This window comes from Gilliamella sp. wkB178, assembly GCF_001690705.1.
GTDB classification, from domain to species: domain Bacteria; phylum Pseudomonadota; class Gammaproteobacteria; order Enterobacterales; family Orbaceae; genus Gilliamella; species Gilliamella apicola_K.
In genome coordinates, this window is sequence record NZ_LZGK01000016.1 from 147,263 (window position 1) to 168,362 (window position 21,100).

A 21,100-nucleotide genomic window follows, 5' to 3' on the forward strand; every position below is an offset into this window, starting at 1 on the left:
TAACTTGGCAAAAATAGCCTTTTATATTGAACAATTGTTTGTCCTTAATGGAGAAGATAAATGTCTACACAAAAAGTTTTAAGCTTAATTAAAGAAAATGAAGTTAAGTTTGTTGATTTACGTTTTACCGATACTAAAGGTAAAGAACAACACGTCACTATTCCTGTTAGTCAAATTGATGCTGATTTCTTTGAAGACGGTAAAATGTTTGATGGTTCATCAATCGCGGGTTGGAAAGGTATTAATGAATCAGATATGGTATTAATGCCAGATGTTGATAGTGCGGTTATCGATCCATTTTTTGAAGATGTAACTTTAAATCTACGTTGCGATGTATTAGAACCAGCTACATTACAAGGTTATGATCGTGACCCACGTTCCATTGCTAAACGTGCTGAAGAGTTTTTAAAATCATCAGGTATTGCTGATACAGTTATTTTTGGGCCAGAACCAGAATTTTTCTTATTTGATGATGTGCGTTTTGGTTCGCCAATGTCAGGTAGCTTTGTGCATATTGATGATATTGAAGCAGCTTGGAACTCCGGTACTAAATATGAAGAAGGTAATAAAGGTCATCGTCCAGGCGTTAAAGGTGGTTATTTCCCACTCCCTCCGGTTGATTCGTCTCAAGATATCCGTTCTGAAATGTGCTTAATTATGGAGCAATTAGGATTAGTTGTTGAAGCCCACCACCATGAAGTTGCTACCGCAGGTCAAAATGAAATTGCATGCCGTTTTAATACCTTAACTAAAAAAGCTGACGAAGTACAAATTTATAAATATGTAGTACAAAATGTTGCTCATGCCTATGGTAAAACTGCTACATTCATGCCAAAACCAATATTTGGTGATAATGGTTCCGGTATGCACTGCCACCAATCTTTATCTAAAGATGGCGTGAATTTATTTGCTGGCGATAAATATGCAGGTCTTTCTGAAATGGCATTATTTTATATTGGCGGTATCATCAAACACGCTAAAGCGATTAATGCTTTCTCCAATCCGGCAACTAACTCTTACAAACGTTTAGTGCCAGGTTATGAAGCGCCAGTTATGCTTGCTTACTCTGCGCGTAACCGTTCCGCTTCAATTCGTATTCCTGTGGTAACTAGTCCTAAAGCTCGTCGTGTTGAAGTTCGCTTCCCGGATCCAGCTGGTAACCCATATTTATCGTTTGCAGCACAATTAATGGCGGGTCTAGATGGTATTATTAATAAAATCCATCCGGGTGATGCAATGGATAAAAATCTATATGATTTACCACCAGAAGAATCTAAATTAATTCCTCAAGTAGCAGGTTCTCTTGAAGAAGCACTTAATGCATTAGCAGCAGATCATGAATTTTTAACTCGTGGTAATGTCTTCACTAAGGATACTATCGATGCTTATATTGAATTGAAACGTCAAGACGTCGATCGTGTTCGTATGACTCCACACCCAGTTGAATTTGAATTGTACTATAGTCTATAAGTAATATTCTTCTGAATTAAAAACACTATTCCACCGCTAATTGTAGCGGTGGTTTATAATTGAGGGCGGAAATCTAACGATGACATTTGATAATGAATCTGATGCTAATCTAGTTCTCGATTCCATGATCACAAGTATTTTGTTACTTGATGAACGACTTCGTATACTTTATGCAAATTCTGCTGCTCAACAATTGTTAGCACAAAGCTCAAAAAAATTATTAGATAGTTATTTACCAGATTTATTGAATTATTTCTCTTTGGATATTCAGTTAATGCAAACTGCATTAATGCAAAGCCAAGGATTTACCGATAATGAAGTTCATTTGGTGGTGAATAATGAATTAAATATTTTATCGTTAACTGCACAATCTTTAGAAAATGGCCGTATTTTAATTGAAATGGTACCTTTGAATAACCATAAACGATTAAGCCAAGAACAATTACAACAAGCACAACAAAATGCAGCTCGTGAATTAGTTCGTGGCCTTGCCCATGAAATAAAAAATCCATTAGGTGGACTTAGAGGGGCGGCGCAATTGTTGTCGCGCGAGTTACCCAACAATGAATTACAAGACTATACCAAAATTATTATTGAACAAGCTGATAGATTAAGAAATCTAGTTGATAGATTACTTGGTCCACAACAACGGTTACAACAAAAAACACAAAATATACATAAAGCCATTGAGAGAATCTATGCACTTTTATGTTTAGAAAAACCAAATAACATTGAAATTGTACGTGATTACGATCCTAGCTTACCTGATTTTATTCATGATTCCGAACAAATAGAACAGGTGATTTTAAATATTGTACGTAATGCCATACAGGCCATTGGAACCAAGATAGGTACAATTACAATAAGAACTAGAACCTCATTTCAAGTAACCTTACATGGGCAACGTTACCGATTATGTGCGCGTATAGATATTGAAGATAATGGCCCTGGTGTGCCAGTTCATATTCAAGACACAATGTTTTACCCAATGGTAAGTGGTTATCAAGGTGGAACAGGTATCGGATTGTCAATTGCACAAAACATTGTCGACCAGCATCATGGCAAAATTGAATTTAATAGTTGGCCTGGACATACTGAATTTTCTGTCTATTTGCCAATTAAGCAGTGAGGAAGAAAAAAATGAAGGTTTGGGTTGTTGATGATGACAGTTCTATTCGTTGGGTGTTAGAAAAAGCATTAACTAATGCTAATTTTGAGTGTGACAGCTTTGCTAGTGGTCAAGAAGTTATTGATGCATTAGCTACACAGTTGCAAAAACCTGCAGTTTTAATTTCGGATATTAAAATGCCAGGGATAGATGGATTATCGTTACTTAATTACGTTAAAGAACAGTTACCCAGTTTACCAGTTATCATTATGACCGCTCATTCTGATCTGGATGCTGCAGTCAATGCCTATCAGAAAGGAGCTTACGATTATATTCCTAAACCCTTTGATGTTGATGAAGTTATTCAACTAGTTGAAAGAGCTATTTTACAAAGTCAAAACCAAAAAACAAATTCTATTACTACCACCAAAGCCTCAACTGGCATTATAGGTGAAGCACCGGCAATGCAGGAAGTTTTTCGTATAATTGGGCGTTTATCAAAATCGTCAATAAGTGTATTAATCAATGGTGAATCAGGCACAGGTAAAGAGCTAGTAGCTAAAGCTCTGCATACGCATAGTCCGCGAGCAAATGCACCTTTTATAGCTTTAAATATGGCGGCGATTCCTAAAGATCTGATTGAGTCTGAACTTTTTGGGCACGAAAAAGGTGCATTTACTGGCGCAGCGCAAATTAGACATGGGCGTTTTGAACAAGCTAATGGTGGTACGCTATTTTTGGATGAAATAGGTGATATGCCTCTTGATGTGCAGACACGCTTATTACGGGTATTAGCTGATGGGCAATTTTACCGTATTGGTGGGTACTCACCCGTTAAAGTTGATGTGCGTATTATTGCTGCTACTCATCAAGATTTAGAATTAAGAGTGAGGGAAGGTAAATTTAGAGAAGATTTATTCCATCGCTTAAATGTTATTCGGATTTTATTGCCACCATTACGTGATCGTGCGCAAGACATTCCTAAGTTAGCTGAACATTTCTTACATACTACCGCTAAAGAGTTAGGCGTGGAGAGTAAAGTATTTAGTCCAGAAGCATTGAGTATTTTATGTATGTTTAACTGGCCAGGTAATGTTAGACAACTTGAAAATACTTGCCGATGGGTAACGGTAATGTCCTCAAATAAAGAAATTTTAGTTCAAGATTTACCTCCTGAATTGCTAAAAATATCTAATCCTAAGGATTCACTTAATAATGAAGTAAACCTGCTATCAGCTGATCAAGCTCAACAAGAAGTAAATTGGCAAATTCTATTAGAACAGTGGGCTAAACAGGCACTAGTTTCTGGTAAAACCGAGATATTAACCGCAGCTGTGAATGATGTTGAACGTATTTTATTAAATTGTGCTCTTAATTTTACGCGTGGACATAAACAAGATGCTGCCCATTTATTAGGTTGGGGGCGTAACACTTTAACGCGAAAACTTAAAGAACTATCAATTGATAATAAAAATACTTTATAGATCTTTACTATTCTGTTGTTAGTTGAATTATCAGTGGGATCAGAGTTAACTATTATTTATAGTTAACTCATCGGATTTTCGAGAATAATTATGTCAGAAAGTAAAATAAAATCTGTTAAACAGCTCTTCATTCATAGGTTATCATAATATTTTAACAGCTCCTAATTTATAGCCATAAGTGACATCTTCAATTAGTTCATTATGTATTAGGAAATATTTAGTTTTAAATCCAACGTAGGCGCCAAAACTATTTTTTGCATTAACATGCACAGGAATAACCCAACCATATTGAAGTTCAAAATTCTGCATTAATCCTCCTTCTACATATCCTTTTCTCGGTTCATCAAATTTATATTGAGCAGAAAATGGATCTTTTAAGTTTGTACCTACAATGCTTTTTATATTTTCTTCGTAATTAACCGGTTTATTACCAAAGTCAGCGGTTGCCAAATCTTTAGCGCTAGGCGTTGAAACACATCCAAGTAAACAAAATGCAAAAATAATAATGAGTAATTTTTTCATATTTTTCTCCTTTTTTAGAAATTAATAAGTAATTTGTTGATCAAATCGATATTTCTATTATTTTAATAATGTTTTTCGTTTTATTTATTGATGATAATGTCATCACAAAAAAGTAAGTTTTATTATTATCAAATAAGTAACTTTATAACTGCTTATAATATATTATTAATTTAGTAAGTGTTAAAAATTATATTGCTTCTCGTCAGTTCTTATAAATACTCAAAGTTCATTGAACCAAAGTCGCTTTTTGGTTACAATCCAATAATGAAAATGATAACTATTCTATTTATCATTTTATTATGTTTTGGGATTGATAATTAGGAGATTATATGTATTCAAATATCAAAGTTAAATTTTTAGTGTTATGTACATTATTATTAGCTTTAGCTGGGTGCGATAATAAAGCAGATAAACAAACTGCCATGAAAACTGTGACTATTGAACATGCACAAGGTAAAACCGAAGTTCCTGACAATCCTCAAAAGGTGGTTGTTTTTAATCCAGCAACACTTGATATTATTGATGCATTAAATATTCCAGTAACAGCCGTTCCGCAATCTGACGTTCATTTTCCTGACTTTTTAGCTAAATATGGTGATAAAGCCTATACCAATGTTGGTACTTTATTTGAACCAAATTATGAAGTTTTAAGTTCCCTCAAACCTGACTTAATTGTTGCCGGTGGTCGTACTAACGATGTCTATAATAAATTAAGTGAAATCGCCCCAACCGTTGCATTAGATATCGATCCTAATAACTTTTTAACAAGCCTAACTCAGCGAACCGAACAGCTAGGTACTATTTTCCATAAACAAGATGAAGCAAAGAAATTAATTGCTGATTTTAATCAAAAAATCGACCAGCTTAAACCTAAAACTGCTAACGCAGGTACTGCATTAGTTATTATGATTAATGGTGGTAAAATGTCGGCTTATGGTGCTAAATCGCGCTTTGGTTTTGTATTCGATCAGTTAGATTTTAAACCAGCAACAACCTTCCAAGAAGCAGGTCGTCATGGCAATGCAATAACTGCAGAATTTGTTTTAAGTGTAAATCCCGAATGGTTATTTGTGCTAGATCGAGATAATGCCATTGGTAATAAAGAAGCACAATCTGCTCAGCAAGTATTGGATAATGAATTAATCAGAAAAACTGATGCTTGGCAGCACAATCATATTGTTTATTTAGATTCTACTTCTATGTATATAGCTGGTGGAATACAAACATATAGTCGCTTAATGGATCAACTTAATGAAGTTTTACAGCAATCAGCAAGTAATTAATGTAAAACATGGTTAAATCTTTTTATTTTATTGCAGGCATTGTTATTTTATTGATAATGACTGCAATAAGCTTATTTATAGGCGCAGGGCATGTGACTTTGTCAGATCTGTGGGCAAATGATAGCATGCGAGAAATCTTCTTCGTTAGCCGTATTCCAAGGACAGTTGCATTAATATTAGCTGGTAGTGCTATGAGTGTAGCCGGTTTGATTATGCAATTACTGACACAAAATCGATTTGTTGAACCTTCTTTAGTGGGGACAACCCAATCTGCAAGTTTGGGGCTGCTAGTTATGATGGTTTTTGCTCCTGCAGCAAGTGTTATGCTTAAAATGGTAGTAGCTAGTTTATTTGCTATGCTTGGTACTATGTTGTTCATGATAATCTCACGAAAAATTATTTTCAAATCAGCACTTATGGTGCCTCTGGTTGGGATTATGTTAGGCGCAGTCATTAGCGCTATTACCACATTTTTTGCTATGTATTTTGATTTGTTGCAGTCACTTAGCGGATGGGAGTCAGGAGATTTTTCCGGAATATTAAAAGGTCGTTATGAATTATTATGGTTGGTTGGTGGATTAACATTATTGGCTTGTTGGAGTGCAGATCAATTTACTGTAGCAGGTTTAGGGCGTGATTTTTCGGTTAATGTTGGGCTTAATTATCGACGAGTAATGTTAATGGGGTTGATTGTCATTGCTTTAATTGGTGGTATTGTGGTGGTCGTTGTAGGAGTATTGCCGTTTTTAGGTTTAATTGTGCCCAATATTGTGAGTTTACTCTTTGGCGATAATGTACGTAAAACAATCCCTTGGATTTGCCTTTTTGGAGCTAGCTTAGTATTGATATGCGATATTATTGGTCGGGTTATTCGTTATCCTTTTGAAATTCCAGTTAGTGTTATTCTGGGAGTAATTGGTGCCATTGTTTTTTTAATGTTGTTGAGTCGAAGACACCATGTTAGTTAATCAAACTCGCCATATTTCCAGCCCTAAAAGACTATTAATTTTGTTGGTTATTGCTTTAGTCTGTATTGTATGTTTTATGGTATTTAACCTAAAAGGTAATGTTAATTATATTTTAATACATCGTACTTGGACTATTTTAACCATGCTTTTAGTTGCTTTTTCAGCGGCAACTTCAACCTTATTATTTCAAACTGTAACCAATAACCGAATTTTGACTCCCTCTATTATGGGGTTTGAGGCTTTATTTATTTTGATTCAAACATTGGTAATCTTTTTTATCAATGCTCAAGGTATTCCTTATATTGGTATTATTGGTAAATTTCTATTTGAATCATTATTATTAATTTTATTTTCGCTATTTTTATACCGTGGTTTATTTACTAAACTTAAGCAAAATTTACATTTAGTTTTATTAATTGGGATTATTTTAGGTACTTTATTTCGCAGTTTTTCTAATTTACTCCAGAGATTAATGACACCAAGTGAATTTGCTATTTTACAAAGCCGCATTTTTGCCACCTTTACCCGAGCGGAACCAGTATTAATTGTTTTCTCATTAGTCATTGCTAGTGTGATCGGGTTATTTTTATGGCGCATGCGTTATCGTTTTGACGTGTTAGCATTAGGTCGGGATAACGCTATTAATTTAGGCATTGATTATCAAAAAAGCGTCACTATTATTTTATTATTAGTATCAGTGTTAGTAGCTATATCAACAGCCTTAGTCGGGCCGTTCACTTTTTTAGGACTATTAATTGCCAATTTAGCTTATAGTATCAGTGGTTCTAGTCAACATCGCTTCTTGTTACCAACAGCTGTTTTATTAGGTGTTATTTTTCTGGTTGGGGGACAACTATTTTTAGCTTATGTTCTAAATCTGGTTGGTGCTTTGTCAATTGTGATTGAATTTATTGGCGGTTCTCTGTTTATATTCTTATTATTGAAAAAGGTTTCAATGTGATAGAAATTGATAATATTAGTAAAAAATATCAAACAATCCCAGTATTAAAAAATATCAATGCGACAATTTCGCAAGGTGGTATTACAGCCATTATAGGGCCTAATGGTGCGGGTAAATCTACACTATTATCGATTATTAGTCGGTTGTTATTGCCGGATGAAGGGCAAGTCAAAATTCAGAATATGGATGTGGTGAATACTCCAAGTGATAAATTAGCCACTTATCTTTCAGTACTTAGGCAAGAAAATCGTTTTACCAGTAGATTGACGGTGTTTGAATTGGTTGGCTTTGGACGTTATCCGTACACTAAAGGATGTTTAAATACGGATGATCATCAACATATTAATCGAGCATTAGAATTTTTAAATCTCACCGAGTTTAAAGATCGCTTTTTAGATGAGTTATCGGGAGGTCAGCGCCAACGTGCGTATGTTGCTATGATACTTTGCCAAGATACTGAATATGTATTGCTTGATGAACCACTGAATAATCTTGATATGAAACATGCAGTGGCAATGATGAAACAATTACGAAGGGCTGCTGACGAACTTGGAAAGACTATTGTGATTGTAATTCACGATATTAATTTTGCTTCAGTTTATTCTGATTATATTCTCGCCATGAAAAAAGGAGAATTAGCTTATCAAGGTCCCCCAAAACAGATTATGAATACTGAAATCTTAGAAGATATATTTGATACACCAGTAAAGATAGCCAATATTTATGATCAAAATATTGCTATTTATTATTAAATCATAATTAAAATGACTTACTATATCTATTAATTATTTAATAAATACTTGTGGTTACTTAAAAAGTAGGGCTGTTTACATTTAGTTTTATTTCATGTTAAATAACGGCAGTATTTATTCCTGAGAAAATGGTTATGAAATTAGAGGAAGTTGCTCGTTTAGCTGGTGTTTCTAGAACTACAGCGAGCTATGTGGTTAATGGAAAGGCCAAAAAATATCGTGTTAGTGATAAGACTATCGCAAAAGTTATGGCGATAGTTAAAGAATATAATTATCAACCTAATGCAGTTGCCGCAGGCTTAAGAGCCGGTAAAACCAAATCTATTGGTGTTATTATCCCTGACTTAGAAAATATCAGTTATACTCGGATCGCAAATTATTTAGAACAATTGGTTAGGCAAGAAGGATATCAATTATTACTTTCATGTTCTGAAGATAATCCAGAAATAGAAAAAGAGTGTGTAAAACATTTAAAACAGCGTAGAGTTGATGCATTAATTATTTCTTCTTCTTTTGTAACTAAAAATGATTATGCTTTTTATAATGATTGGGAAAATACTGAAATTCCTTTATTTGCCTTAGATAGAACATTATCTGCAGCAGAGTTTAGAAATATCGTAGGAGCAGATAGAGAAGATTCGACAACATTAGCACAAGTATTTTATAACCTTGTGCAAGGTTCGGTTACTTATATTGGTGCTTTACCTAATTTATCTGTTAGTCAACGGCGTCTAAATGGTTTTAAAAATGTAGCTTCAAAAAATAATAATGAAATTAATTACTTATATGCTAACAATTATAGTCGTCATGATGCGGAGATAGCTTTTAGTCAATGGTTAGAATCTCACGACCTTCCAAATGGTATTTTCACCACTTCTTTTTCTTTATTGCAAGGGACGATTGACGCGATTTTAAAAAAATTCGGACAATTACCCGAAAGTCTTACCATTGCTACATTTGGTGATAATGAATTGCTCGATTTTTTGCCTTGTAAAGTGGTGTCACTTTCTCAAGATCATAAAGAAGTTGCTAAAACAACTATCAAACTATTATTGGATAGTTTACGTGACAATAATTATCAACCAGGTACTACTGTAATCCCTCGAAGATTGATTTATCGAGGTAATTTAAGTAGAAATTGTCTTAGTTAATAATCAACATATTGATTTATTTTTAATAAGTATCTAGTGTTTTTTTAGACAAAAATTAGATCTAGATCACAAATAAATTATTAATAGACATAAGTTATTTGATAATTAATCTATTTAAATTAATAATTGCTGAAACGATTCAATATAATTCAAGAAAGGATTTAGAGTTGCTGAATCACCTTAGTAGATTCTATTTTTTAACCTAGAGGTATTTATTATATGTTTCATTTAGTTAAAGATAATATTCATTTAAATGAACAGGCAGCTAACAAAACACAAGCAATAAAAAAAATTGCCACTGCTTTAACTAGTGCAGGATTTGTTGCAGATGGTTATGTAAATGGTATGCTTGAACGCGAAGAACAAGCGGCAACTTATTTGGGTATTGGTCTGGCTATACCTCATGGTACGACTAAAACCCGAGATTTAGTTAAAAAAACCGGGGTACAAGTTTTTTGTTTTCCTAAAGGTGTTGTATGGGGTGAAGATGGTGAAATAGCTTATCTGGCAATTGGTATCGCCGCTAGCTCGGATGAGCATTTAGAATTGTTAAGGCAATTAACCCATGTACTTTGCGCTGATGGCGTAGAAGATAAAATCAAAAATATAAAATCTGCCGATGAAGCTATTGCAATTTTAACTGGTCAAGCTAACCATAGCGATAGTCAATTTACTGTCAATGAATCATCATTATTATTAGATATTCCAGCCGATAGTTTGGCAACTTTACAAGCCTTAAATGCTTCACGCTTAAAACAATTGGATGCGGTGAATGCAAGCTTTATTGCTAATGTATTAGATAATAAACCAAGTTATTTGGGGCATGGTGTATGGTTAAATGATAGTAAACAAGGCAATTTAAAAAATGCAATGGCGATTACCCGAACTATTAGTAACATTAGTGCAGACAATAAACCAGTCAAATTACTTATTACCATGTCAGCAATTGATGATTCGATTACTGAAATCATCAATCGTTTGGCATCGTTAGTCTTTAATCAAAACATGCAAAAATTATTATCTGGTACTAGTGACAATCTTATTAATCTACTTGCTAGCGATTCTTTAGCAGCAGTTCAAACTACTAATTCATCCTCTGAACCTACTACAGAACAAGGTAGTACGACTCTAAGTCGTGAATTTATTATCCTCAATGAAAATGGTCTACACACTCGACCATCATCGGTATTAGTCAAATTAGTGAAGGAATTTAATAGCAAAATAACTGTAGCTAATTTAGATGGTAAAAATGAACCCGTTAGTGCCACTAGTTTAATGAAAATTGTGGCGTTAGGAGCAAAAAAAGGTAATCGCTTACAATTTACCGCCGAAGGGAATGATGCGGCACAAGCACTTGATGCTATTGGTAAAGCTATTGAAAGTGGTTTAGGTGAGGGGGCTGAATAATGGTTTACCGTGTCGCTACTATTACTTTAAATCCGGCTTATGATTTATTAGGTTTTTGCCCAAAAGTTGAACTGGGTGAGGTTAATTTAGTGCAAACCAATGCGTTACTTGCTGCCGGTAAAGGTATCAATGTTGCCAAGGTATTGACTGATCTAGATGTAAAATTGACTGTCGGTGGTTTTCTAGGCAAAGAAAATCGTAATGGGTTTGATTTATTGTTTCAATCATTAGGTGTGATCGATAAATTCCAAACTATCGAAGGGCAAACCCGTATTAATGTCAAATTGACTGAACAAAATAGTGAGGTTACAGATCTTAATTTTTCAGGTTTTACAGTTAGTGATCAAGATTGGCAAAAATTTGTAACCAGTTCACTTGAATGGTTAAAAGAAATTGATATGGTGGCAATTAGTGGCAGTCTGCCAGTGGATGTGTCATTTGATAACTTTACTAAATGGATGGAGCAAGTAAAAAAGATTTGTCCAAAAGTTGTGTTTGATAGTAGCCGAGAAGCATTAGTGGCAGGGTTAAAAGCTAAGCCATGGTTAATTAAACCCAATGATAAAGAACTGGAAATGTGGGTTGGAAGAAAATTATCCACTTTACCAGAAATTAAAACTGCAGCTATGGAACTCATAAATGAAGGTGTTGAAAACGTAGTAATTTCACTCGGTAGTAAAGGTGCTTTATGGGTAACCAAAAATGAAGCATGGTTAGCAAAACCACCAAAGTGTAAAGTGATCAGTACTGTAGGTGCAGGTGATTCAATGGTTGGTGGCTTAATGTATGGTTTGTTAACTAATAAATCAATTAAAGACACATTAATATTTGCATCAAGCGTAGCAGCTTTATCGGTTGAACAAGCCGGAGTAGGTATATCCGATCGTCAAGCTGTCAATAAAATGCTAGAAAAAATTGAAGTAATTGCTGAATAGGAGTCTGCATGAATATATATATTGTTGAAGGTAATAGTGTAGGACCTGTTAATGGGCGTCTTGCTAAAGCCGAGTTAGCCTTAGTAGCTAATTCATTAAATTTAAAAGTGGTTGATAATGCTATATCAGCCGATGTAATCGTTGCCGTTGGTTCAGGAGCAATCAGTGATAAAGCGGTTATTGGTAAAAAAGTTTATGTAGTAAAAGAATTAAATGATCTATTTGCTAATCCTAAGCAAATTTTAACTGACGCACAAAGTAAAGCAGTTGTTTATCAACCAACTACTGATTCAGCAGCATTAGTAAACGATGGAGTAAAACGTATTGTTGCTGTTACAGCATGTCCAACTGGTGTTGCCCATACTTTTATGGCGGCGGAAGCAATTGAAGAAGAAGCTAAAAAACGCGGTTGGTGGTGTAAAGTTGAAACTCGTGGTTCTGTAGGTGTGGGTAATGAATTAACACCAGAAGAAGTGGCTAGTGCTGATGTAGTTATTGTTGCTTGCGATATTGATGTTGATTTAAGTAAATTTGCAGGTAAAAAAATGTACCGAACTAAAACTGGTCAGGCACTTAAAAAGACGGCGCAAGAGTTGGACAAAGCTTTTCAAGAAGCAACAATCTACCAACCAGTAGCAGGTAGTTCTGTAAATAAGGCAACTAAAGAAAAAAAGAGCATCTATCAGCATTTGTTAACAGGTGTTTCCTACATGTTACCGATGGTAGTTGCGGGTGGTTTAATTATAGCTCTTTCTTTTGCGTTAGGTGAATTTAAAGAAGTTTTGAAAACAGTAACCGTGATAGAAAATGGTGTTGAAATTGTTAAACAGGCATTAGTTCAAGAATTAGTTGGTGAATCACATTTAAAACAAATTGGTGACTTAGCCTTCTCGCTTATGGTGCCATTACTGGCAGGATATATTGCTTATTCTATCGCTGATAGACCAGGTCTTACTCCAGGTCTTGTGGGAGGTTTGTTAGCAGAATCAACAAAAGCAGGTTTTTTAGGTGGTATTATCATTGGTTATTTTGCTGGTTACTTAGCCTTATTAATCACCAAAAAATTACCATTACCAAAAAGTATGGAAGCATTAAAACCAATTTTAATTGTTCCATTACTGGCAACATTAGTAACCGGATTAGTGATGCAATTTATCGTTGGTACACCGATTGCTTGGTTAATGAGTGCGGTGACAGCATGGCTAAATTCAATGGGGACTGCAAATGCAGCTATTTTGGGTGCTATATTAGGTGGCATGATGTGTGTTGATATGGGTGGGCCGATTAACAAAGCTGCTTATGCATTTGGTACAAGCTTAATTTCCTCTCATGTTTATGCACCAATGGCAGCAGTTATGGCTGGTGGTATGGTACCTCCTTTAGCCATGGGGCTTGCAACACTTATTGCCCGTAAAAAGTTTGCTAAACCTGAGCAAGAAAGTGGAAAAGCTTCACTGGTATTAGGTTTATGTTTTATCACAGAAGGTGCAATACCATTTGCAGCGCGAGATCCATTACGAGTAATCCTTTGTTGTATAATCGGTGGAGCGATTACTGGTGGCATGGCACTTGCTTTTGGTTCACAATTAATGACTCCACATGGCGGTCTATTTGCATTAGCTATTCCAGGAGTAGTAAAACCAGTAAGTGGCTATTTGTTATCAATACTTGTTGGGGCAGTGATTGCAGGTGTTATTTATGCGGTAATCAAAAAACCAGAATCAGCTACTGAAGCAGTGGCTTAATAAGCTAAATCGCCATCAGATGATGGCGATTTTTTTTAGTTGGATATTACTTTTTAATCCAACGTTGTAAATCTTTAGGAATAAAATCATCCATGGCTTGTAAAAGCGAATCAGAATGGTCAGAAACGATCAAAGTTTTAAAAAAACTTTCACGAATAAATCCTTGATCGGCCGCATGTTGCAAAAAAACTAACATATGTTGCCAAAATTGAGCAGGGTTAAATAAAGCTACCGGTTTTTCGTGGTAACCAATTTGCATACCGGTCCAAACTTCAAATAACTCTTCCAGGGTACCTGTTCCTCCGGGCATAGCGATAAAACCATCTGCAAGCTCAGATAATCTTGCTTTACGTTGATGCATATCCGCAACTACTTCTAATCGGGTAATACCATGATGGGCAGTTTCAGCTTGAACTAAACGCTCAGGGATCACTCCAATTACTTCACCTCCATGATCTAAAACAGCGTTAGCGATTATGCCCATTAAACCTTTATTACCACCACCATAAATTAAACGTCTATTTTGCTTTGCTAATGTTATACCTAAGTGTTCAGCTTGGGTGCGATATTCAACTAAATTACCTTCACTCGCACCACAAAAAACACAAATATTCTTTTTCATAAATTTTATTAACCTTTTATATCACCAATCTAAACTGGGTTATTTTAGCATAGTAATTACCTAATTTGCTTATAAGCTGAGCAGTTGTATGCAATTAATGTATTTCGCATTGACAGAATCGTTATAGATGGTTAATATTTTGTCCGTTAAGTGTTCCTCCATAGTTCAGTCGGTAGAACGGCGGACTGTTAATCCGTATGTCACAGGTTCAAGTCCTGTTGGAGGAGCCAATCTCAGTTATTTAGAACCTGCTTATAGCAGGTTTTTTTATGCTTATCGAAAGATAATCTTCTTATTATTTGTATATTTAATCATTATTATCTTATTAATAAAAAATAGAATCAGTAATTTATTCTAAAAAATTAACATCTAAAATAAACATCATTAAATAATTTTATTGATTTAAAAGATTATTTTACTTCGATTTACGTCTATTGATTTAAGTGCTGGCGGGAGTTGAATTAGTATAAGAAAACCCTTGCTATTATTGAATTTGTCACAATTCATAATAAGTAATTCCCTTTATTTGTTCCTTTATTATTTTTGGAAAACAAATTTTGAGTTTTTGGGAAAATAATTTTGGCGAATAGATTATGTCAAAAATAGTGTTATCTTGCACATTTAATAAAATATTCTATATTTAATTTAATCTGGTTTATTGCTGCATCATAATTTTTGTAAACTCGAAATGATATTTTTTTTATACTAAAAGGTTCTGTCAAACTTTCTTTTAATAAATAATTTATAAAATTTAGAGTCGTTTCTTCCATCTTAAGATACTTAATCACATGTTTATATCTAGGAGATAATTGTAATATTTGAAAAAAACCACTCTGTAGATTTTTTTTAGAAGTCTCATAAGCACGTTCACTTTGTTTATCTTTTTTCTCAGGTTCTTTTCCCCACTGTTCGAAAACAGTTTTCAACTCTCCAAATAGCTTAGGTGACACAATAAAAAAATCAAGATCTGAAGTCTTAGGATTAAAGCTTTTTCGCTCTTTAGTTGGATGTAAAGAAAAGCCCAGTTGTGCGCTTCCTGTTAAATAAACTACATTGTAATCATTATCTGTTAACCCTATATTTTTTACAATATGTCTTCTGACTGCATTATAAATAAAGGGACGATCTATAATGAATCTAGGAATACTTTCCAATATATACAATTGGATAAAGTCGCGTATATCATTACTACCCAACCCATCTATTTTATTAAGAGTTTCTGAAGTAAATGCATTTTTAGGAACATCTCCCGATACATATTTACCCCACTCAGTAATATCTTTATTCATCATATTTTCTCGTTATATTTAATATAAAGAATTCTATCATAAATTTCATTTAGTCTTTTGGGGCTATAATGTTGAGGTAATGGATACTTAAGCATAGATATAATTGCATATGGCAGATCAACCTTTTCAAAAATATTTTCGGTATGTAATCTATCCATAGCCTCTATAATGCCATTCATTCTCCAACCATAATACCCCAAAAATAAATATGACATAGCTATGGTCTTCTTATCAAATTCTCTTTCAATATAGATGGCTAATAATATTTCTTTTATTTTTCGTTTAAGTGTATTTTCTCTATAATTTGTAATTGTGCGAACTAATTGCTGAGTTATTGTGCTGGCACCACTTTTTTTATTATATATTACATAGTTGTATGCTGCTCGAATGATTGCTTTATAATCGAAACCACAATGCTGCCAAAAACGTCTATCTTCAGATATAACTAGTATTGTTATTAAATCTTTAAACTCTTCAAAAGCAACATTTAACGTTATCTTATTGATTTTATAAATCAATATTTTTGTTTCTTGAAGATATAACTTCTGAATAATAAATGAAATCAAATTTTTAAGCATATATAAGTAATATAGATTAAATTATAATAGATAAAAACTATAAATCACTATTGAATTCGGATATATAATCATAAACAGAAATAACCATATTGTAATAATTTTCACATTTGTTATAGGAAATTATTGCATGTCGTATAAAGTATTTTCGGGATAACTACCAAAACTGACCGTAGTCCTATTATTCGTTATAGGGCGATAATATCTAAATTGCCATATTTTTGTCCCTGTTGACTTGATAAGCAAAAGCAAACCATTTCCATCATAAATAGGATAATCCTTATTTTGTGGCTTGGCGTTCTTAATTTGTGTATCAGTCATTGGAGCTATTTTTTAGGCATACTTTCACCTTTTAGGACTATGAAATTATAGGACTATGTCCACGTAGTCCTTAATATAGTCCCGAAAAATATGAATGTAAATGTATCTTACTGATGTTTACAGGGTAATGGAATAGGCTTAAAGGCTTATTGTTACTATATTTGGTGTGCTTTAGTGGGTTTAAAAGAATTTTATGAAATAGTGATTTGGTGGAGCTGGCGGGAGTTGAACCCGCGTCCGAAATCTCTACATCCTTGGTACTACATGCGTAGTTTGTCTTTAGATTTCATCTACCCGCTGCGGACAAACACGCCACTGATAGACTAGCTTGATTAAATTTAATGCTTCAGCCCCAAGCAAGGCATCCACACGATCTCGTTTAGGTTTGACTCCTCTTGATCCCCGTCCTACGAGCGGAGGCTAGGGAGAGAAGGCTCTATGCAGGTTATTAAGCTGCTAGTGCGTAGTTTTCGTCGTTTGCGACTATTTTTTTGCGGTTTATTTACGAGGCCTACCGCACCTCGGCATGCACCTTGGGTTTCGCAAATCCCGTCGAATCCAGAATCAGCCCCAATTATGTGTTGGTATTACCTTACAATATCGGGGCATTATAGGTGAATTCAAGTGTTAATACAAGTTAGCCTACTTCCGGATTAACCCAATTTTCAGTTGGTTTTTCATCTTTTAATGCGGCAATAATATTATCGACGGCACATTTTGCCATTGCATAACGGGTTTCAACGGTTGCTGAACCTACATGTGGTGATAATAAAACATTATCTAGTTGTAATAATGGTGAACTGGTTGGTAGTGGTTCAACTTCAAACACATCGAGTCCAGCAGCTTTTATAGTTTTACTTTTTAATGCGGCAATTAATGCTTGTTCGTCAATAACACGACCCCTAGCACCATTAATTAAAATAGCTGATGGTTTCATTAATGCCAGTTTTTCTTTAGTGATTAAACGATCAGTCTCCGGTGTAAGTGGTAAAATAATGACAATAAAATCTGCTGTTTTTAAAACTTCATCAAGCTCAAGTTTTTTGGCATTAAACGCTTGTTCGGCATCCGGTTGCGCTGAACGATTGTAATAAATGACATTCATATCAAAGCCATGATGAGCACGTTTAGCTATGGCTTTACCAATCCGCCCCATCCCCAAAATCCCGATGGTTTTACCATGAATATCGCTACCATAATATTCGGGTGTAATGCTTTTAGTCCATTGACCATTATGAATCAAATTAGATAATTCAACAGTGCGGCGTGCAGTTGCCATCAGTAAGGTGAAAATTAAGTCAGCAGTGCCTTCAGTTAATACCTTAGGGGTATTCATTAAGCGCACGCCATGTTTTTTTAAGGCAGCTAAATCATAATTATCAAAACCGACCGAAATTGTCGAAGCAGCTTTAAGCTTTGGTGTTTGGCAAAGGAAGCTATCATCAATGCGAGTTGGCATGTTAGAGCCAATCATACCATCGGCATTAGCTAATGCTTTAATAAAAGCTTTAGGTTCAGTCTCAGGGGTGCGATCAAAGAGTGTTAAATTAAAGGCTTGTTCAAGCCTAGCTTGCTGATCAGCGGGGATTTTACTGAACAAAACAACATTTTTTTTCATAACTTCTCCTTAACAACTGACGGTAAATTCAACTAGTAGTATATTATTATACTCTTTCAAAGTGTAATTTATTCTATTAAACAATTATAAATTGCTGATGAGTTTTACGATTAAATTAGCTTTGTAAAGATGTTTCCTGAGAACCCTACGTTTGCGTATAAAATATATTGTTAAGGTATAAATTATTGGTTGATAGAAAATAAAATTGAAAAAAAATTAAATTATTTTCATATAAATAATCAATTAATTAGCTTAATTTTTATTAAAATTTGCAAAATATATAAAATTAAATTGAACTTTTTATAATTTAACTTGTCTATATTTACAGATTACGTTTTTTCATTTTTTGCCCTCCACTCACATTTTCGAGTGGATTTTTTTTGCCTAGAATTTATCAAGGCTACATTAGTAGTAATTTTAAGGTTTGCTTTTTGTGTTAGCTTAACCATTTAATTTTATTATTAAAGTAAAAAATATTTGCACAAAGTTAAATGGGAAGTTAGTATTTCTAGTTTCAAAATATGGTTACTTTATACATTATCAAGTCACTCCAAAGATATTATTATAATTTATTTTGACTGGCATTAATTAGCCTAAATAAAAATTAGGATTAATAATGTATGCTTGAGTAGTGTGGTGTTATGTGAGCAGAGAAAATCTTCATGTTATTATCTAAACGAACCCAAGGGCATCTTATTGCACTAATGACGGTGTTTATTTGGGGGACAACCTATATTGCTACCAAAGTTTTATTAACCGATTTTAAACCGATTGAAATTTTATTTTTTCGATTTACCTTGGGTTATCTTACCTTATGGATTTTAGCTCCACGTTTGTTTGTTTGGCAAGGTATCAAGCAAGAACTATTATTTCTGTGTGCCGGTTTTTGTGGTGTGACTTGTTATTTTTTATGTGAAAATATAGCATTAACTTATACTACTGCTTCCAATGTGGGCGTTATTACCACTTTAGCACCCGTATTTACTGCGATTTTAGCCATCTTTTTTTTGAAAGCTGAAAAACCGGGAAAAAGCTTTTATATTGGTTGTATTTTTGCGATTATTGGCATTGCGCTAATTACCTTTAATGGCAAATTTGTATTATCAGTCAATCCATTAGGAGATTTACTCGCCGTTTTTGCCTGTATTTTTTGGGCTTGTTATTCAATTCTAACTAAAAAAAGTAGTAATTATGGCTACAACATTATTTTATTAACTCGGCGCTTCTTTTTTTATGGCTTAATATTAATGTTGCCAGCACTGTATATATTTAATTTTGAATTAGATTTAACGCGTTTTAGTAAATCAGTTAATCTGCTTAATATTATATTTTTAGGTATTGGTGCCTCGGCTATTTGTTTTGCTTCTTGGAATTATGCAGTAAAACTTGTGGGTGCCGTTAAAATCAGCATTTATATCTACTTAGTCCCCATTATTACCATTATTACCGCGGTGATTATTTTGCATGAACCTTTCACTTGGATTGCCGCAATTGGCACTTTATTTACCTTGTGTGGTGTATTACTTTCAGAGGGAAAGGTTAAGGTTCGCAAAAAATAGCCAATCTCAATTAGGGGCAGTAGCCCCTTTGTTATTTGTTAGATGGATTTATTACAGGCGTTTATCAATGGCATCCATAATAATTTGCCCCAAGTGTTGGTAGTTTTCATCGAAGTGATGGCCACCAGGTAATTTAAACGCTTCACCTTGCATTTCTGGTTGTAAGCAACCTGTTTCATCAGTTTCTTCTGCACCATATATACAAAATAATTTATTGGCAGGAATTTTTTTCACTTCAGGAGCAGTTTTCATTTCATCACCCGATTGCCCTAACCAACCACTGACTTCAATTTCAAAATTGGCATCTTTTGAAAAGGCAATCATAACCAGTGCTGACACACTTTTTTGGTCCTGAGGTGATAAACGATTATAAAGGGCAGGTAATATGTCGCCGCCAAAGGAATAACCCGCTAATATAAACCGCGTCGTTCCCCATTTATCTCGATATTGTTGCATTAAGTAAGCAAGATCTTTAGCACTACGCTCTACCGATCGGTGCTGCCAAAATAGTTTTAATGCATCCACTCCCACCACTGCATAACCATGTTGGGCCATATATTCGGCTGAGATTTTATCTAAATCACGCCAGCCACCATCGCCTGAATAATAAAAAGTGACTGTTTTCGGATGGGCTTCTGCAATGGTTGCCGGTAACTCAATTACCGGTAATTGTTCATGTTCACCATATAAAATCGCCGGTAAATGTAGGCTTAAAAGCTCAGTTGGAGTAGCATCGTATTCACCGATAGCCGTTGTAGTAGTGATTTTTTGCTGTTCTCGCGGGAAAATAGCTACGTCATCATCTGGCGGATTATTCCAAATAACTTGCCACATACCATGATTAGCTTGCTTGGGTAAAGGCTCATTACAGTCTTGATCATCTAAAGTAAATTCTACTGACAAGGCTTTGGCATCGTCAGTTTGTTGCGTAGTTAACCAACGGTATGCAAAAGCGGCGCCTTCTTCCATCCCTGCCACAACAAATTTAGGTTCATCGAGCATTTTCACCGCTTGATTAAAACGGTTTTGTTGTTCACTGCAACTGGCTTGCGGTTTTAACTCAAACTGTACCAGTTTGGCACCGGTGGTGGCAGATAAAGTTAATAATTGTTCTGTTGTGAAATGGCTTTTTGGTGTCGCAACAATGATAGCCGCGGCTTCAGCAGATTGTTTTGGTGTTGCGGATATAAGTGCAAAATCATTAGTTATTGCTATGGTCTTTACGGACGCGCTGGCTTGATTTTTAAAATAATGCCAACCCAAAAATGCCAGTACCAGCACAACAATAATGATGAGCAATAACAGTAGATAGCGTAACAATTTTTTCATA

General features: G+C 34.5%; 18 protein-coding genes, 1 tRNA gene, 1 other RNA gene and 1 pseudogene. 13 read left to right on the forward strand and 8 right to left on the reverse strand.

Going from position 1 to position 21,100, the window contains the following annotated elements:
• Positions 1 to 60: 60 nt before the first annotated feature.
• From glnA to glnG, 3 genes are all read left to right on the forward strand, one after another.
• The gene (gene glnA, locus A9G13_RS10255) at positions 61 to 1,470 is read left to right on the forward strand and encodes a glutamate--ammonia ligase (protein ID WP_065557513.1); all 1,410 of its coding nucleotides are present in this window, start codon (positions 61 to 63) and stop codon (positions 1,468 to 1,470) included.
• A gap of 79 nt (positions 1,471 to 1,549) precedes the next feature.
• Complete coding sequence (gene glnL / locus A9G13_RS10260) at positions 1,550 to 2,599, forward strand: nitrogen regulation protein NR(II) (protein ID WP_065557514.1); 1,050 nt, start codon at positions 1,550 to 1,552, stop codon at positions 2,597 to 2,599.
• An 11-nt stretch (positions 2,600 to 2,610) separates the two neighbouring features.
• Positions 2,611 to 4,062, forward strand: a complete 1,452-nt coding sequence (gene glnG / locus A9G13_RS10265) for a nitrogen regulation protein NR(I) (protein ID WP_065557515.1) — start codon at positions 2,611 to 2,613, stop codon at positions 4,060 to 4,062.
• Between the two features lie 141 nt (positions 4,063 to 4,203).
• On the opposite strand, the gene A9G13_RS10270 is transcribed toward glnG, so the two are convergent.
• On the reverse strand, positions 4,204 to 4,584 hold the full coding sequence (locus tag A9G13_RS10270) for a hypothetical protein (protein ID WP_065557516.1): 381 nt from the start codon (positions 4,582 to 4,584) through the stop codon (positions 4,204 to 4,206).
• Between the two features lie 341 nt (positions 4,585 to 4,925).
• On the opposite strand from A9G13_RS10270, the gene A9G13_RS10275 reads away from it, so the two are divergent.
• From A9G13_RS10275 to fruA, 8 genes are all read left to right on the forward strand, one after another.
• Positions 4,926 to 5,867 (forward strand): siderophore ABC transporter substrate-binding protein, encoded by a 942-nt coding sequence (locus A9G13_RS10275; protein ID WP_442902808.1) that lies wholly within the window; start codon positions 4,926 to 4,928, stop codon positions 5,865 to 5,867.
• Positions 5,868 to 5,875: 8 nt separating this feature from the next.
• On the forward strand, positions 5,876 to 6,835 hold the full coding sequence (locus tag A9G13_RS10280; protein ID WP_065557518.1) for an ABC transporter permease: 960 nt from the start codon (positions 5,876 to 5,878) through the stop codon (positions 6,833 to 6,835).
• Positions 6,825 to 7,796 carry an iron chelate uptake ABC transporter family permease subunit gene (locus tag A9G13_RS10285; RefSeq protein ID WP_065557519.1) on the forward strand — a complete coding sequence of 324 codons (972 nt, stop codon included), beginning with the start codon at positions 6,825 to 6,827 and terminating at the stop codon, positions 7,794 to 7,796. Before A9G13_RS10280 ends, A9G13_RS10285 begins: the two co-directional genes overlap by 11 nt.
• Entirely contained in the window at positions 7,793 to 8,548 is a 756-nt protein-coding gene (locus A9G13_RS10290; protein ID WP_065557520.1) for an iron ABC transporter ATP-binding protein, read from the forward strand. The genes A9G13_RS10285 and A9G13_RS10290 overlap by 4 nt, the downstream gene beginning before the upstream one ends.
• Positions 8,549 to 8,682: 134 nt before the next feature.
• The gene (gene cra / locus A9G13_RS10295; RefSeq protein ID WP_065557647.1) at positions 8,683 to 9,699 is read left to right on the forward strand and encodes a catabolite repressor/activator; all 1,017 of its coding nucleotides are present in this window, start codon (positions 8,683 to 8,685) and stop codon (positions 9,697 to 9,699) included.
• A gap of 219 nt (positions 9,700 to 9,918) precedes the next feature.
• Positions 9,919 to 11,106: a fused PTS fructose transporter subunit IIA/HPr protein gene (fruB, locus tag A9G13_RS10300; protein WP_065557521.1), complete on the forward strand. Its 1,188-nt coding sequence runs from the start codon at positions 9,919 to 9,921 to the stop codon at positions 11,104 to 11,106.
• Positions 11,106 to 12,041 carry a 1-phosphofructokinase gene (fruK, locus tag A9G13_RS10305; RefSeq protein WP_065557522.1) on the forward strand — a complete coding sequence of 312 codons (936 nt, stop codon included), beginning with the start codon at positions 11,106 to 11,108 and terminating at the stop codon, positions 12,039 to 12,041. Before fruB ends, fruK begins: the two co-directional genes overlap by 1 nt.
• A gap of 8 nt (positions 12,042 to 12,049) precedes the next feature.
• Entirely contained in the window at positions 12,050 to 13,786 is a 1,737-nt protein-coding gene (gene fruA, locus A9G13_RS10310) for a PTS fructose transporter subunit IIBC (protein ID WP_065557523.1), read from the forward strand.
• 46 nt (positions 13,787 to 13,832) lie between these two features.
• Here the strand turns inward: fruA and A9G13_RS10315 are convergent, their stop codons facing one another.
• A complete protein-coding gene (locus A9G13_RS10315; RefSeq protein WP_065557524.1) occupies positions 13,833 to 14,408 on the reverse strand; it encodes a TIGR00730 family Rossman fold protein in 576 nt (191 codons plus the stop codon).
• A gap of 154 nt (positions 14,409 to 14,562) precedes the next feature.
• Between A9G13_RS10315 and A9G13_RS10320 the strand changes: the two genes are divergently transcribed.
• A tRNA-Asn gene (locus A9G13_RS10320) sits at positions 14,563 to 14,638 on the forward strand.
• 378 nt (positions 14,639 to 15,016) lie between these two features.
• Here A9G13_RS10320 and A9G13_RS10325 read toward each other — a convergent pair.
• The 5 genes and pseudogenes from A9G13_RS10325 to A9G13_RS10345 all read right to left on the reverse strand — a co-directional run bounded on the left by A9G13_RS10325 (position 15,017) and on the right by A9G13_RS10345 (position 18,211).
• On the reverse strand, positions 15,017 to 15,700 hold the full coding sequence (locus A9G13_RS10325) for a hypothetical protein (RefSeq protein WP_065557525.1): 684 nt from the start codon (positions 15,698 to 15,700) through the stop codon (positions 15,017 to 15,019).
• A complete protein-coding gene (locus A9G13_RS10330; RefSeq protein ID WP_065557526.1) occupies positions 15,697 to 16,275 on the reverse strand; it encodes a transglycosylase domain-containing protein in 579 nt (192 codons plus the stop codon). The genes A9G13_RS10325 and A9G13_RS10330 overlap by 4 nt, the downstream gene beginning before the upstream one ends.
• 129 nt (positions 16,276 to 16,404) lie before the next feature.
• Positions 16,405 to 16,593 (reverse strand): annotated as a pseudogene (locus A9G13_RS10335) (integrase arm-type DNA-binding domain-containing protein); the annotation flags it as partial.
• 207 nt (positions 16,594 to 16,800) lie between these two features.
• Positions 16,801 to 17,165, reverse strand: a transfer-messenger RNA (tmRNA) gene (gene ssrA, locus A9G13_RS10340).
• Positions 17,166 to 17,230: 65 nt separating this feature from the next.
• Positions 17,231 to 18,211 carry a 2-hydroxyacid dehydrogenase gene (locus tag A9G13_RS10345; protein ID WP_065557528.1) on the reverse strand — a complete coding sequence of 327 codons (981 nt, stop codon included), beginning with the start codon at positions 18,209 to 18,211 and terminating at the stop codon, positions 17,231 to 17,233.
• Between the two features lie 662 nt (positions 18,212 to 18,873).
• On the opposite strand from A9G13_RS10345, the gene A9G13_RS10350 reads away from it, so the two are divergent.
• Positions 18,874 to 19,770: a DMT family transporter gene (locus tag A9G13_RS10350; RefSeq protein WP_065557529.1), complete on the forward strand. Its 897-nt coding sequence runs from the start codon at positions 18,874 to 18,876 to the stop codon at positions 19,768 to 19,770.
• A gap of 51 nt (positions 19,771 to 19,821) precedes the next feature.
• Here A9G13_RS10350 and A9G13_RS10355 read toward each other — a convergent pair whose 3' ends face one another.
• Positions 19,822 to 21,099 (reverse strand): virulence factor family protein, encoded by a 1,278-nt coding sequence (locus A9G13_RS10355; RefSeq protein ID WP_065557530.1) that lies wholly within the window; start codon positions 21,097 to 21,099, stop codon positions 19,822 to 19,824.
• Position 21,100: the final 1 nt, after the last annotated feature.

What these genes read in the sequence shown, in the direction of transcription:
- glnA (WP_065557513.1), top strand. Translation starts at nt 61, where the DNA reads ATGTCTACACAAAAAGTTTTAAGCTTAATTAAAGAAAATGAAGTTAAG.
- glnL (WP_065557514.1), top strand. Translation starts at nt 1,550, where the DNA reads ATGACATTTGATAATGAATCTGATGCTAATCTAGTTCTCGATTCCATG.
- glnG (WP_065557515.1), top strand. Translation starts at nt 2,611, where the DNA reads ATGAAGGTTTGGGTTGTTGATGATGACAGTTCTATTCGTTGGGTGTTA.
- A9G13_RS10270 (WP_065557516.1), bottom strand. Translation starts at nt 4,584, where the DNA reads ATGAAAAAATTACTCATTATTATTTTTGCATTTTGTTTACTTGGATGT.
- A9G13_RS10280 (WP_065557518.1), top strand. Translation starts at nt 5,876, where the DNA reads ATGGTTAAATCTTTTTATTTTATTGCAGGCATTGTTATTTTATTGATA.
- A9G13_RS10285 (WP_065557519.1), top strand. Translation starts at nt 6,825, where the DNA reads ATGTTAGTTAATCAAACTCGCCATATTTCCAGCCCTAAAAGACTATTA.
- cra (WP_065557647.1), top strand. Translation starts at nt 8,683, where the DNA reads ATGAAATTAGAGGAAGTTGCTCGTTTAGCTGGTGTTTCTAGAACTACA.
- fruB (WP_065557521.1), top strand. Translation starts at nt 9,919, where the DNA reads ATGTTTCATTTAGTTAAAGATAATATTCATTTAAATGAACAGGCAGCT.
- fruK (WP_065557522.1), top strand. Translation starts at nt 11,106, where the DNA reads ATGGTTTACCGTGTCGCTACTATTACTTTAAATCCGGCTTATGATTTA.
- fruA (WP_065557523.1), top strand. Translation starts at nt 12,050, where the DNA reads ATGAATATATATATTGTTGAAGGTAATAGTGTAGGACCTGTTAATGGG.
- A9G13_RS10315 (WP_065557524.1), bottom strand. Translation starts at nt 14,408, where the DNA reads ATGAAAAAGAATATTTGTGTTTTTTGTGGTGCGAGTGAAGGTAATTTA.
- A9G13_RS10325 (WP_065557525.1), bottom strand. Translation starts at nt 15,700, where the DNA reads ATGATGAATAAAGATATTACTGAGTGGGGTAAATATGTATCGGGAGAT.
- A9G13_RS10330 (WP_065557526.1), bottom strand. Translation starts at nt 16,275, where the DNA reads ATGCTTAAAAATTTGATTTCATTTATTATTCAGAAGTTATATCTTCAA.
- A9G13_RS10345 (WP_065557528.1), bottom strand. Translation starts at nt 18,211, where the DNA reads ATGAAAAAAAATGTTGTTTTGTTCAGTAAAATCCCCGCTGATCAGCAA.
- A9G13_RS10350 (WP_065557529.1), top strand. Translation starts at nt 18,874, where the DNA reads ATGTTATTATCTAAACGAACCCAAGGGCATCTTATTGCACTAATGACG.
- A9G13_RS10355 (WP_065557530.1), bottom strand. Translation starts at nt 21,099, where the DNA reads ATGAAAAAATTGTTACGCTATCTACTGTTATTGCTCATCATTATTGTT.